General features: G+C 73.2%; 12 protein-coding genes. 8 read left to right on the top strand and 4 right to left on the bottom strand.

The annotated features are described in order from the left end of the window. Entirely contained in the window at window positions 1-1,095 is a 1,095-nt protein-coding gene (locus IE207_RS25320; RefSeq protein WP_229873956.1) for an AfsA-related hotdog domain-containing protein, read from the bottom strand. Window positions 1,096-1,345: 250 nt separating this feature from the next. On the opposite strand from IE207_RS25320, the gene IE207_RS25315 reads away from it, so the two are divergent. The 4 genes from IE207_RS25315 (at window position 1,346) to IE207_RS25300 (ending at window position 5,516) form a co-directional block, all read left to right on the top strand. Then, the gene (locus tag IE207_RS25315; protein ID WP_190186600.1) at window positions 1,346-2,770 is read left to right on the top strand and encodes an MFS transporter; all 1,425 of its coding nucleotides are present in this window, start codon (window positions 1,346-1,348) and stop codon (window positions 2,768-2,770) included. Between the two features lie 90 nt (window positions 2,771-2,860). Next, window positions 2,861-3,838, top strand: coding sequence for an AIR synthase-related protein (locus IE207_RS25310; protein WP_190186599.1), 978 nt, complete (start codon window positions 2,861-2,863; stop codon window positions 3,836-3,838). Between the two features lie 182 nt (window positions 3,839-4,020). Then, window positions 4,021-5,064 (top strand): NAD(P)-dependent alcohol dehydrogenase, encoded by a 1,044-nt coding sequence (locus tag IE207_RS25305; protein WP_190186598.1) that lies wholly within the window; start codon window positions 4,021-4,023, stop codon window positions 5,062-5,064. Between the two features lie 44 nt (window positions 5,065-5,108). Further along, the gene (locus tag IE207_RS25300) at window positions 5,109-5,516 is read left to right on the top strand and encodes a hypothetical protein (RefSeq protein WP_190186597.1); all 408 of its coding nucleotides are present in this window, start codon (window positions 5,109-5,111) and stop codon (window positions 5,514-5,516) included. Window positions 5,517-5,568: 52 nt separating this feature from the next. On the opposite strand, the gene IE207_RS25295 is transcribed toward IE207_RS25300, so the two are convergent. Then, window positions 5,569-6,213 carry a TetR family transcriptional regulator gene (locus IE207_RS25295; protein WP_190186596.1) on the bottom strand — a complete coding sequence of 215 codons (645 nt, stop codon included), beginning with the start codon at window positions 6,211-6,213 and terminating at the stop codon, window positions 5,569-5,571. 96 nt (window positions 6,214-6,309) lie between these two features. On the opposite strand from IE207_RS25295, the gene IE207_RS25290 reads away from it, so the two are divergent. From IE207_RS25290 to glpK, 4 genes are all read left to right on the top strand, one after another. Beyond that, a complete protein-coding gene (locus IE207_RS25290; RefSeq protein WP_190186595.1) occupies window positions 6,310-6,492 on the top strand; it encodes a hypothetical protein in 183 nt (60 codons plus the stop codon). Further along, window positions 6,489-6,905, top strand: a complete 417-nt coding sequence (locus tag IE207_RS33425; protein WP_229873955.1) for a hypothetical protein — start codon at window positions 6,489-6,491, stop codon at window positions 6,903-6,905. Before IE207_RS25290 ends, IE207_RS33425 begins: the two co-directional genes overlap by 4 nt. Window positions 6,906-7,059: 154 nt before the next feature. Continuing rightward, entirely contained in the window at window positions 7,060-7,911 is an 852-nt protein-coding gene (locus tag IE207_RS25280; RefSeq protein ID WP_190186594.1) for an MIP/aquaporin family protein, read from the top strand. Window positions 7,912-7,964: 53 nt separating this feature from the next. Further along, complete coding sequence (gene glpK / locus IE207_RS25275) at window positions 7,965-9,482, top strand: glycerol kinase GlpK (RefSeq protein ID WP_190186593.1); 1,518 nt, start codon at window positions 7,965-7,967, stop codon at window positions 9,480-9,482. Between the two features lie 78 nt (window positions 9,483-9,560). Here glpK and IE207_RS25270 read toward each other — a convergent pair whose 3' ends face one another. Continuing rightward, window positions 9,561-10,682 (bottom strand): agmatine deiminase family protein, encoded by a 1,122-nt coding sequence (locus tag IE207_RS25270; protein WP_190186592.1) that lies wholly within the window; start codon window positions 10,680-10,682, stop codon window positions 9,561-9,563. Between the two features lie 71 nt (window positions 10,683-10,753). Then, on the bottom strand, window positions 10,754-12,280 hold the full coding sequence (locus IE207_RS25265) for an APC family permease (protein WP_190186591.1): 1,527 nt from the start codon (window positions 12,278-12,280) through the stop codon (window positions 10,754-10,756). Window positions 12,281-12,430 lie beyond the last annotated feature (150 nt).

Raw genomic sequence — 12,430 nt, 5'->3', positions numbered from 1 at the left:
TCAGTAGTCCTGCACCACGGAGGTGCGCGCCTCGGCCACCGCACGGCGCCGCTGGGTGAGGGTCAGCGTGACCGGCACGGCCGGCCGGCCGTCGGCGCCCTGCCCGAGCGGCCCGGCCACCGCCACGCAGCGCAGCGGCATGTCGTGCTCCGCCTGCCCGCGGAAGTGCACCTGCAAGGCGCCGAGCGCGCTCCGGCGTGCGTCCAGGCCGTGCGCGCGCCCCGCGGCCAGCAGTGACGCCTGGCGCAGCGCCTCCAGTACGTGCAGACCGGACAGCCGGCCGTCCTCACCGGCGAAGACGGGACTCACCCCGGCAGCGAGCAGCCAGGTGCTGATCCGCCCGCGCGAGGCGTCGGCCGGTTCACTGACGACGACGTTCTCGGTGGCGTAGCGGCCCACGTCGCGGGCGCCGGCCGGACGCAGCGGGCCGTCCGGGGCGTCGTCGAGCTCGGGCGCGGCCCGCAGGGCCTGCCGGGAGTGCTCGACGTGGCGCCGGTAGAGCCTCGGCATCAGGAACACGAGGCCGGCCGCCCCGGTGGCGCAGGGCCGGTCACCGAGGGAGACCTCGATGTGGAAGTCGAGCCCGCGCGGCACTTCGGCGACCACGTTGGAGGGCCTCGCCCTGATCCGGGTCGCCATCGGCAGCGGGCCGGCGCCCGGGCCCGTGGAGCGCCAGGCGGCGAGGTCCGTGAGGTTGAGGGTGAACCGGTAGAAGAGGCCGGGCCGGTCCTCGGGCACGCCGTAGTAGCGCTGTCCGACGAACGCGCCGATCTCGCCCATCGTCTCCGTCGCGATCTGCATGTCGTGGAAGTGGGCGGGGCCGTCGTTGAAGAGCGGATGGGCGACGGGAGTGGTTCCGACCAGGGTGAAGTTCTCCTCGCCCAGGCTGGGGACGTCGAGGGCGTAGTGGGCGCGCGAGGGCGGACGGTGGATCAGGTGCCGGGTACCCGCGAGCCCCCGCCCGCCGGTGATCGTCCCGTCCATGACCGTCCCGTCCATGACCGCCGCGCCGATGACGGTTCCGTCCATGACGGTCCCGTCGATGGCGCGGGCATCGAGGGTGCGGGGCGAGGCCGTGCCGTTGTCGACTGTCATGTCCCTCTCCATTCTCTGGAGCCATGCTGGAGCGCCGGTCGAACGGGGAGCCAGGCGGTCACGGTGGCAGCAAGGTGCATGGCAGGAACTCATGCCCGGGGCAGGACCTCGTGCCCCGCCCGGCGCGTTCCGGCTTTAGCGGGGCCCATGACGGGAAGCGCACTCTGTTCCGAGCCCCGCCCCCGAGGAACCCCCCCAGCCCGTGGGGCGGGGCCGTAGCCCAGCCCCACGCGTCGGAAGGAAACCCCCGATGGCCACCACAGGGTCCGAGCGCACCCGGGTCGCGCCGCCGCCCGCGCCGGCCGTACCCGCCGCGTCCGCCGTCGGCCTGTCCGCCCGGCTCAGGTTCGGGTACGCGTCGGGATCACTGGTCACCGGGACGTTCACCACCCTCCCGGGGCTGCTCCTGCTCCCTTACCTCACGGACACCCTGGGCGTGGGCGCGGGCCTGGCCGGCGCGGTCGTCTTCGTCCCCAAGGCCTGGGACGCCTTCCTCAACCCGCTCGTCGGCCGGGCCAGCGACCGCACCCGTACCCGCTGGGGTTCCCGCCGCCCCTATGTGCTCGCCGGGGGCCTCGTGATGGCCCTGGCCTTCGCGCTCACCTTCGCGGGCCCGCTCGCGGGCACCGCCGGCGCCTGGTTCACCGCGGCCGGCTACCTGCTGACGGCGACCGCGTTCGCCTTCTTCCTGGTCCCGTACGTCGCCATGCCCGCCGAGCTCACCGACGTGCATCGGGAGCGCATGCGGCTGGCCGGCGGCCGGGTCGCCGTCATCGGGGTCGCCGCCCTGGTCACCGGCGCCGCCGGCCCCGCACTCGTGGAGGCCGGTGGCGGCGGTCTCGCGGGCCACCGCTGGGTCGGGGTGTTCGGCGGCGCGGTCATCGCGCTCGGCACCCTCTGCGTCTTCGCCGGCACGGGCGCTCGCGGCACCCGCGCCGCAGGCCGGCCGGGTGCGGAGAGCGCTCGCGGCGCAGGCCCGGACGCAGCCCCGTTGCCCCGCGAGAGCGAGCCGGGCCTGCGCCGCCGCTTCGCCGCGGCGCGCGGCAACCCGGCCTTCACGGCCCTGCTGCGGTGCGTGGTCGTCCAGTCCGTCGCCACCGGCGTACTGCTCGCGGGCGCCCCCTACTTCGCCGGGCACGTCCTGCACGGATCCACCGGCGTCGGCGCCCTGGTCGCCGCGTTCGTCGCGCCCAACCTGCTGACCATGCCCCTCTGGTCGCGGCTGCGCGGCCGCCGCGGATACTCGCTCGCCTCGGCGCTCTTCGCCACCGGCTGCCTGCTCTTCCTCGCCGCCCCGGCCCTGCCCGAAGGGGCCGTGCTCCTCACCATGGCCCTGGCCGGCACCGGCCACGCGGGACAGCTCCTCTTCCTCTACGCCATGCTGCCGGACTGCATCGCCCAGGATTCCGGGGGTCCGACACACCGCCAGGCGGGTGTACGGTCCGGCCTGTTCAGTACCGGCGAGGGCCTGGGCGTCGCCGTCGGCCCCCTCCTCTACGGCCTGGTCCTCCAGCTCTCCGGCTACGTCTCCTCGGGCACCGGCCGCGCCGCCGTGCAGACGACCACCACCGAACTCGGCATGCTGGCCGGCTTCGCCGTCCTGCCCGCCCTGGCCACCGCGCTCGCCGTCTTCCTGCTGCGCGGCTACGACCGCCGCTCCGAGCGCCCCTACTGACCCCTCATCGGCAGCCGGCCCCCGACACGGGTATGCCGCACGCCTCCCGCGGCGGATGATGGGGCCATCAGGGCTCGCGGGCATCGGGGGATGGCTTTCGTGACGTACACACACGACTGGGACACGGCCCAGGCCGGGTTCGGCCCGCACACGCCGGCGCTGGTCGCGGAGGCCCTCGCACCGGGCCCCGCGGGCCCAGCGGTCCCCGGGCCGGCCTTGCGGACCGTGACCCGGACGTACGTGGTCGATCCGCCGTTCTTCGGCAACGGCGACATCGGCCGCGTCGCGGTGTGCGGCGCCGTCAACGAACTGGCCGCCACCGGAGCCGAACCCCGGCACATCGCGCTCGCCCTCGTGCTGGAGGCCGGGCTGTCCATGGACCTCGTCCGCCGCCTGACCGCCTCCGTACGCGGCGCGGCCACCGAGGCCGGGGTCGCCATCGCCGCCGTCGACACCCAGGTCGTCCGCGCCGGCGAGGCCGACCGGGTCTTCGTCACCGCCACCGCGTTCGGCGTCCTCGGCGGCCCGCCCCTGGGCGCGGGCCTCATCCGGGCCGGCGACCGCATCCTGGTGACCGGACCGCTGGGCAGCCACGCCGCGCACCTCGTCTCGCTGCGCGACGGCCTCGGCTACGAGCACCACGTGCCGAGCGACTGCGCGCCCCTGGCCGACCTGCTCCGGGCGGCGCGGCCCGGCGTCCACCACGCCCGGGCCGTCACCGCGGGCGGCCTGGCGGAGGTGCTGCGCCGGACCGCCGCCGGGCGCGGCCTGACCCTGCGGGTGGAAGAGGCCGCCCTGCCCGTGCGGTACGAGGCGCGCGTCGCCCTCGACGCCCGGGGGCTGGCCCCGCTGGACGCCGCCTGCGCCGGATGCCTGTGCCTGTTCGTCCCGCCGGAGCGCACCGGCCCGGTCCTCGCGGCGCTGCGCGCCCACCCCTACGGCAGGCAGGCCGCAGTGGTCGGCGAGGTCACCGCCGACCCGATGGGGGAGGTCGAGTACCTGGCCCCGGGGGGCACCGTACGCTCCCACACGGTCGCGCCCGGCTCCCTCCCGCAACGGCTCCTGTGAGGCCGGGGCGGTCGCGGTCGGGGCCGTGACCTGCGGGGGCTGCCGCCGGGCCAGCGTGCGCGGCAGCATGGAAGTAGCGTAAAAGCCGAGCCCCGGCCCGGACGGCCCCGGCGGCGGGCGCGGCCCCACTGCCCGTCGGGCCGCGCCCGCTCTCCGGCCGACCCAGTCACTGGAGGTAGGACATGAGCACCGCCGACGCGTACGCCGCCACCTCCGGGAACGAACCGCTCGCCCCGGCCACCGTCGAACGGCGCGAGGTCGGGCCGCGTGACGTCCTGATCGACATCAAGTACTGCGGCATCTGCCACTCCGACATCCACCACGTGCGCGGCGAGTGGGGCCCGGTGACCTATCCCGTCGCCCCCGGCCACGAGATCGCCGGGGTCGTGGCCGAGGTCGGCCCGGAGGTCACCCGCCACGCCGTCGGGGACCGGGTCGGCGTCGGCTGCATGGTCGACTCCTGCCGCGAGTGCGCGCCGTGCCGCTCGGGGGAGGAGCAGTACTGCCTGAACGGGACGGTCTTCACCTACGGCTCGACCGACCGGGACGGCACCAGCACCAACGGCGGCTACTCCACCCACATCGTGGTCACCGAGGACTTCGTCCTCTCCGTCCCCGAGGGACTCGACCTCGACGAGGCCGCCCCCCTCATGTGCGCGGGCATCACCACCTACTCGCCGCTCAAGCGCTGGGGCGCCGGCCAGGGCAAGAAGGTGGCCGTCGTCGGCCTCGGCGGGCTCGGTCACATGGGCGTCAAGCTCGCCGCCGCCATGGGCGCCGAGGTCACCGTCCTGTCCCAGTCCCTCAAGAAGCAGGCCGACGGACTGCGCCTGGGCGCCGTCGACTACTACGCCACCAGCGACCCCGGCACCTTCGAACACCTCGCGGGCCGCTTCGACCTCATCCTGAACACGGTGAGCGCCCAACTGGACCTCGACGCCCACCTCTCGCTCCTCGCCCTCGACGGGGCCATGGTCAACGTCGGCGCACCGCCGGAACCGCTGAGCGTCCACGCGTTCACCCTCGCGTCGAAACGCCGTTCCTTCGCCGGCTCGAACATCGGCGGCATCCCCGAGACCCAGGAGATGCTCAACTTCTGCGCCGGGAACGGCCTCGGCGCGGAAATCGAACCGATCCCGGCCGGGAAGATCAACGAGGCGTACGAGCGCGTCCTCGGCTCCGACGTCCGCTACCGCTTCGTGATCGACATCGCGACGCTGGGCTGAACCGGGCCGCCGGAGTGCCCCAGTGCCGGAAGGAGGTGGCTGCGATGATCACCGAACTGGCCGTCGAACGCGTGGCGTTCGCATGTGGCGGGTGCTGGAACGAGTGGAGCACCGACTACGACGTACAGCACTGGCGCGACGCGGAAGGCCGCCAGTGGGAGTACTTCTCCTGCGACGGCGTACCGGTGGCCTCGCCGTACACCCCGCGCGGCGCCGCGCCCTGCCCGCGCTGCGGCCGACGCTGGGTGGGCCGGGTCCTCGCGCGTCGGATCGTCCCGCCGCCGCCCGGGGAGACGGACACGCCCCGCGAGGAGATCCTCAGCGGGGCCGGACACCGCCCCGAACGCCATGGCGCCCGGCCGCTCGGCGCCTCCGCGCACCCTCAGCCGGACCAGCCGGGGCCGCCCCTCCACGAGGCACCCCGGCCGCCCGCACCGCGCCCGGCCCGGTGAAGGCCGGCTCCGCGCGGGCCCGTGGCCGCACGAGCCCCGGCCCGCTGCGTCGTCACGCGCCCGCGGCCGGCCCCGCCGGAGTCCAGTGGACCCGGCCGGCGTGGATGAGGCGAAGCTGGCGCAGGGCGGTGCGGCTGACCGCGTCCCATTCGTTGTCCTCCAGGGCGGCGGCCAGGAACGCGGAGGCCGTCATCACCATGTGGTCGACGTAGAGCTTGGCCAGCATCAGCAGGTCGTCCCGGCTCCAGCCCGCGCCGAGCGGGTCCAGCGCCAGATTTTCGGCCACTTCCCTCGCGAACGCGTCGAGCTGCCCGGTCACCGCCTCCCGTACCCGGCGTACGCCCCCGTGCCGCTCGCGGACGATGAAGCGGATGTGCGCGGGGTAGGCGCGCACCAAGGCGGCCATCAACTCCACCGCCGTGGACATCCGTTGCTCGGCGTCGCCCGAGGTGGCGAGGGTGGAGCGGACGGTGGCGTGCAGGTTTTCCAGCGCCTCGTCGACCAGTGCGATACCGAGGTCCTCGATGTCGCGGAAGTGCCGGTAGAAGGCGGTCGGTGCCACACCCGCAGCGCGGGCCACCTCGCGCAGGCCGAGGCTGCCGAGGCTCTGCTCCTCCAGGAGGGCCAGGGCGGCGTCGAGCAGGGCCCGGCGGGTCTTGAGGCGTTGGAGCTGGCGGGCTCCGGCGGTCTGACTCATGACGGAAAGTTAACCCCCGCGCCACACAGGACCGCATGGGCGCTATTAGACTGGGTAGTCAGTGAACAACTGTCACCTATCTTCGGAGGGAGCACGATGCTCTTCCTCGTAGCGGCCCTGATGCTGATGGGGGTCCTCCTGGGGACCGTGGCCCACGTCGCGGCCCCCGTCTCCCTCGCCGTGACTGCCGCGATCGCCTGCTGGCTGCTGGTCTTCGCGATCCGCGAGCGGACCGGCCGCCACCACCGCCGCCACCACCGACAGGAAGGTTCGTCATGAGCGCCCGCAGTACCGCCGACCACCCCGTCCGCACGGAGCGCGCCGAGCAGCCGCCCCGCGCCGAGCAGCCCAGCCGCGCCGAACGCACCGGGCGCGCGGACCGCACCTCGGACGCCTCCCGCGTCGCCACCGGCACCGGCACCGGCACAGCCACCGGCACCGGCGCCACCCGCCCCCGCACCCGCGACGCCGACGGAATGGCCGTCGCCTCCTTCCTGCTCGGCCTGGTCGGCCTCCTCGCCATGAACCTCCTCCTCGGTCCGGCGTCGATGGCCTTGGCCGTACTCGCCCTGCGCCGCGGGACCACCCGCCCCGGACGCGCCCGCCTCGGCTTCGCGCTCGGAGTCGCCGACCTCGTCGTCCTCGTCTGCCTGGTCAGCGCCGACCACACCTGGTCGTGGAGCATCGGCTGACCCGCGGCGGCCCGACCGGGACCCGGCCGGGCGCCGCGTGGCGCCCGCCCCCGCAGCGACGTCGTGCGGTTCACCGGTGATCGTCCTATCGTGAGAAGCGGGAGGGACCCGGGCAGTCCACGGCCGGTCCTGGGCCGGCGGGAAGCGGGCTTCGATGGCTGAGCGGTTGAAGAAATCAGGTTTGATCGGCGAACTGTCGGCCGAATTCGCGGGCACCATGATCCTGATCCTTTTCGGGGTCGGCGTGGTGGCCCAGGTGGTGGCGGGCGGAGGTCTCACCGATCCCCCCGGCGGCCTCGGCAACCACGACAGCATCGCCTGGGCGTGGGGCCTGGGCGTCACCATGGGTGTCTACGTCGCGGCACGGCTCAGCGGCGCGCACCTCAACCCCGCCGTGACGGTGGCCCTCGCCGCGTTCAAGGGTTTCCCGTGGAGCAAGGTCGCCCCCTACGCGCTGGCGCAGACGGCGGGCGCCTTCGTGGCAGCCCTGCTGGTGCGCTGGAACTACTGCGAGGCCCTGTCGACGATCGACCCCACGCACACCAAGACGCAGGGCGTCTTCTCCACCCTCCCGGCCAACGGGAACCCCAACCTGCCGGTGACCGAGTGGGGAGCGCTGCGCGACCAGATCATCGGCACGGCGATCCTGCTGCTGCTGATCCTGGCCATCACCGACCTCCTCAACACGCCTCCCGGAGCCAATCTGGCCCCGTTCATCATCGGCCTGGTCGTCGTGGCGATCGGTATGGCCTGGGGCACCGACGCGGGTTACGCGATCAACCCGGCCCGCGACTTCGGCCCCCGACTGGCCAGCTTCATCACGGGCTACGGCGGAGCGTGGCGAGATCAGTACGGCCACTTCTACTTCTGGGTGCCGATCGTCGGGCCGCTGATCGGCGGTCTCGTCGGAGCGGGCCTGTACAAGTTCTTCATCGGCCGGTTCCTGCCGACCGCCGAGCCGGAGCCGCCCGGACGCGTGCCGGCCCCGGAAGGACCGGAGGCGTGACCACGGCTGCCTGAGGCAGCGAGCAGGCCATCCCACAGGAGAGGCGGCACCCCATGGCGGACTTCGTCGGCGCGGTGGACCAGGGAACCACCAGCACCCGTTTCATGATCTTCGACCACGCCGGTAACGAAGTGGCGAAGCACCAACTGGAACACGCCCAGATCCTCCCGCGCTCGGGATGGGTCGAACACGACCCCGTGGAGATCTGGGAACGCACCAACTCGGTGATCCAGAACGCCCTGCGGCACGGGAACCTCGCCCCGGCCGACCTCGCGGCGATCGGCATCACCAACCAGCGCGAGACCACCGTTGTCTGGGACCCCCGCAACGGCCGCCCGTACTACAACGCCATCGTCTGGCAGGACACCCGTACCGACTCCATCGCCGCGGCCCTGGACCGGTCCGGCCAGGGCGACACGATCCGCCGCAAGGCGGGGCTGCCTCCGGCCACGTACTTCTCCGGCGGCAAGATCCAGTGGATCCTGGAGAACGTCGACGGCGTGCGCGAGGCGGCCGAGCAGGGCAACGCCCTCTTCGGCAACACGGACTGCTGGGTCCTGTGGAACCTCACCGGGGGCCCCGACGGCGGCATCCACGCGACCGACGTCACCAACGCCAGCCGCACGATGCTCATGAACCTCGAAACCCTCGACTGGGACGAGGAACTGCTCGGCTTCTTCGGCGTCCCCCGGGCCATGCTGCCCAAGATCAACCCCTCCTCCCACCGCGAGGCCTACGGGCAGACCCGCACCTCCCGCCCGCTGCGCGCCGCGATCCCCATCACCGGGGTCCTCGGCGACCAGCAGGCGGCGACCGTCGGGCAGGTCTGCTACGCGCCCGGCGAGGCCAAGAACACCTACGGCACCGGCAACTTCCTGGTGCTCAACACCGGTACAGAGCTGGTCCGTTCGCAGCACGGACTGCTGACGACGGTGGCCTACCAGTTCGGTGACAGCCCCGCGATCTACGCCCTGGAAGGGTCCATCGCGGTCACCGGCTCCGCCGTGCAGTGGCTGCGCGACCAAATGAAGATCATCAAGGATGCCGCCGAGAGCGAGCGGCTGGCCCGCACCGTCGAGGACAACGGCGGTATGTACTTCGTACCGGCCTTCTCGGGCCTGTTCGCCCCGTACTGGCGCTCCGACGCCCGCGGCGCGATCGTCGGCCTGGCCCGGTACAACGACAACGGCCACCTGGCCCGGGCCACCCTCGAAGCCATCTGCTACCAGAGCCGCGACGTGGTCGAGGCCATGGAACAGGACTCCGGCGTCCACCTCGACGTGCTCAAGGTCGACGGCGGCGTCACCGCCAACGACCTGTGCATGCAGATCCAGGCCGACGTCCTCGGCGTCCCCGTCAGCCGCCCGGTCGTCGCCGAGACGACCGCCCTCGGCGCCGCCTACGCGGCCGGTCTGGCCACCGGCTTCTGGGGCGACACGGACGAACTGCGCACGCACTGGCAGGAGTCCAAGCGCTGGGAGCCCCAGTGGTCGGAGGACCAGCGCCAAGAAGGGTACGCGGGCTGGAAGAAGGCGGTGGAACGCACCCTCGACTGGGCGAAGGTCGAGTGATCCCTGCCGCTGTGCCCCGTCCGGCCCTGCGCCCGGCTCACGGAGCCGGGCGCAGTCGTGTGCCGCGGGCCCGGGTGGTCAGGCGACCGCGGGGATGTGCTGGGTGATGCAGTGGACACCGCCGCCGCCCCAGGCCAGGGTGCGGGCCGGGACGCCGACGACCTCCCGGCCGGGGAAGAGTTCGGCGTACCGGCACAGCGCCGCCGCGTCGTCCGGTTCCTGCGCGGTGGGGACGACCACGCTGCCGCCGGTCAGGTAGTAGTTGGTGTAGCTGAACGTCTCCACGAGCGCGCCGTTCACCCGGAAGTGCGGCTGCTGGTGGAGCTCCTCTATCTGCAAGCGCCGTCCGCAGGCGTCGGTGGCGGCCCGGAGCACGGTCCGGTTGGCCTCCATGCGCGCGTGGTTGGGGCTGGAGGTGTCGGGCTGGGTGTGGAGCAGGACCCTGGCGGGGCCGAGGTAGGAGGCGACGAGGTCGACGTGCCCGTTGGTGATGAGGTCGTCGGCGAGGCCGTACGGCAGCCAGATCACCTTGGTCGCGCCGTACGCGGCGAGCAGCGCGGCCTCGATCTGGGCGCGGGTCATCCCGGGGTTGCGGTTCGGGTTGAGCAGGCACTCCTCGGTGGTGATCAGGGTGCCCTGGCCGTCGGTGATGACGGAGCCGCCCTCCAGTACGAGGTCCACCGGCCGGCGCGGCACGGAGAGGTACGAGCAGACGCCGACGGGCAGCAGGTCGTCCTTGTCGTACGGGTACTTGTTGCCCCAGCCGTTGAAGCGGAAGTCCAGGCCGGTGCGCTGGGTGCGGCCCGCGTCCAGGGCGAAGACCGGTCCGGTGTCGCGGGTCCAGCAGTCGTTGACCGGGTACTCGACGACGGTCACCGACGGTCCGCACAGGCGGCGGGCGTCGGCGGTCGTGCCGGGTTCGGCGAACATCAGGACGGTTTCGAAGCGGGCGATGGCCTTGGCGACGGCGGCCACCTCGGCCTGCACCTGGGGGAGCAGCCCGCCCCAGCCGTCCGTGCGGTCCCAGGGCCAGGACATGACGCAGCCGGAGTGGCTCTCCCACTCGGCGGGGACCGTCCATGTGCCGCTGGACGGCAGGGCCGCGGCCGGGCCGGCGCCGCCGGAGGTGAGGAAGACGGTCGCGGCCGCGGTCAGCGCGGTCGTACAGAACACGCGGCGGGTGGTGCGGGGCTGTTCCATGACGGTATCCCTTCGAAGGGTTGCGGCGGGTGGTGCGCGGGGCGGCCCGACGGCTCGGCCGCCGCCGGGTTTCAGGGGCGCTCGGCGGCTTGCAGCCCTTCGGGCCGGGACGGCGCGGCAGCCGCGCCGCCGCCGTGGCCGTCCGCGTCGCGCAGCCGGTCGTGCGGGCGGCGGACGGCCAGGTAGACCAGGCCCGTGCCCAGCACCACGCCGGTGCCGAGGAGGGCGGCCCACACCTGGTACCAGGGGGCGTCCGGCGGCGCGAGGACCGTGCGCGGCCAGCACACGTTCACCACCTCGAAGGCCGTCCAGACCACGGCGAGCACGTTCAGGAAGGTCCCCTTGGCGCCCAGCCGGATGTGGCCGGAGGGCACCCAGCTCCCGCGCAGCCGGGCGATGAGCGCGGCGAGCGAGACGAGGAAGAAGGGCAGGTAGGTGGCGGCGGTCCCGAAGGAGATCAGGCTGCCGATGGCGGTGGCGTTGAGTCCCAGGGCGAGCGCGCTCCCGCTGATGAGGGTCGAGGCGACGAGGCCGCCGATCGGGGCCTTGCGCCCGTTGACCTTGCGCACGTGGCGGGAGAACGGGAAGACCCCGTCGCGGGCGAGCGAGAACAGGCCGCGTGCCGCTCCGCCCTGGGAGGCCATCGCACAGGCCAGGAACCCGGTCAGGACCACCACCACGAACGGTTTGTCCGACCAGCCGCCGAAGGCGTGCACCACGGCGGTCGTGACGGGGTCGACGTCCTGACCGGCCACCACCGCCTCGGGGTGCGGGTGCGCGAGCGCGACGGCCATGGCGTTGAGGATGACGACGGCGCCCACGCTCAGCAGGGCCCACCACATGGCCCGCGGAACCTGACGGCCGGCGTCCTTGGTCTCCTCCGCCGTCGACACGCAGGCGTCGAACCCGATGAAAGCCCAGCCGGCGACGGCGACGGCCGCGAGGAACCCGGCGACCGCGGAACCCCCGGACAGCGCCTCGGCGCCGAGCGTCTCGGTGAACAGCGGGAAGCCGTGCTCACGGAAGAACAGCAGCAGGACCAGGCCCACCAGTACGGAGGCGACCGCTTCCGCGGCGATCCCGAGGGACACGAACCAGCGCAGGATGGTGATCCCGTAGGCGTTGACCACCATGCACACGAGCAGGATGGCGACGGCCACGGCGACCAGCCCGCCGGGCGTCGGGACGGCCCCGAACAGCGCGTACACCCAGGGCGCCGCGAGGTACGCCACCGTGGTGTTGCCGAACATGACGGCGAACTGCCAGACCCAGCCGCCCAGCCAGCCGAACGCCGGGCCCAGCAGGCGCCGGCCCCATTGGTACGGGCCGCCGGCCAGGGGCCACTGCGAGGTCAGTTCGGCGTAGACGTTGACGACCAGGCATTGGCCGACGAGCACCAGCGGCAGCGCCCACACCCACATGGGCCCGGCCACCGTGGTCCCCACCATGGAGACGGCGTACAGGGCCACGACGGGGGAGACCACCGCGAACCCCATCGAGATGTTGCCCAGTATGCCCAGGCTGCGCCGCAGTTCCTGGCGGTAGCCGAGCGCGTGCAGCCGCTCGGCGTCCGAATCGGGGTTGGACGTGTCGTTCATGCTCACCTCACCGGGCGCGGGCAGCCGTTGGCGGCGCCGGCGCGCTAAATCTAACCGCGTTAGGAAAACGAGGTGGCGTGAATGTAGCGGTGCTCCCAACGGCTTGTGAAGCGTTCCCGGCGGGTAATCTGCAAGCCGAGACGAGGGAGC

The organism is Streptomyces cirratus, from assembly GCF_014650775.1.
GTDB lineage: Bacteria > Actinomycetota > Actinomycetes > Streptomycetales > Streptomycetaceae > Streptomyces > Streptomyces cirratus.
Note: the sequence above shows the minus strand (reverse complement) of the source record. Positions and strands in the feature narration are given on the sequence as shown.

Coding starts and splice junctions, on each gene's coding strand:
- IE207_RS25320 (WP_229873956.1), bottom strand. CDS start 1,095: ATGACAGTCGACAACGGCACGGCCTCGCCCCGCACCCTCGATGCCCGC.
- IE207_RS25315 (WP_190186600.1), top strand. CDS start 1,346: ATGGCCACCACAGGGTCCGAGCGCACCCGGGTCGCGCCGCCGCCCGCG.
- IE207_RS25310 (WP_190186599.1), top strand. CDS start 2,861: ATGGCTTTCGTGACGTACACACACGACTGGGACACGGCCCAGGCCGGG.
- IE207_RS25305 (WP_190186598.1), top strand. CDS start 4,021: ATGAGCACCGCCGACGCGTACGCCGCCACCTCCGGGAACGAACCGCTC.
- IE207_RS25300 (WP_190186597.1), top strand. CDS start 5,109: ATGATCACCGAACTGGCCGTCGAACGCGTGGCGTTCGCATGTGGCGGG.
- IE207_RS25295 (WP_190186596.1), bottom strand. CDS start 6,213: ATGAGTCAGACCGCCGGAGCCCGCCAGCTCCAACGCCTCAAGACCCGC.
- IE207_RS25290 (WP_190186595.1), top strand. CDS start 6,310: ATGCTCTTCCTCGTAGCGGCCCTGATGCTGATGGGGGTCCTCCTGGGG.
- IE207_RS33425 (WP_229873955.1), top strand. CDS start 6,489: ATGAGCGCCCGCAGTACCGCCGACCACCCCGTCCGCACGGAGCGCGCC.
- IE207_RS25280 (WP_190186594.1), top strand. CDS start 7,060: ATGGCTGAGCGGTTGAAGAAATCAGGTTTGATCGGCGAACTGTCGGCC.
- glpK (WP_190186593.1), top strand. CDS start 7,965: ATGGCGGACTTCGTCGGCGCGGTGGACCAGGGAACCACCAGCACCCGT.
- IE207_RS25270 (WP_190186592.1), bottom strand. CDS start 10,682: ATGGAACAGCCCCGCACCACCCGCCGCGTGTTCTGTACGACCGCGCTG.
- IE207_RS25265 (WP_190186591.1), bottom strand. CDS start 12,280: ATGAACGACACGTCCAACCCCGATTCGGACGCCGAGCGGCTGCACGCG.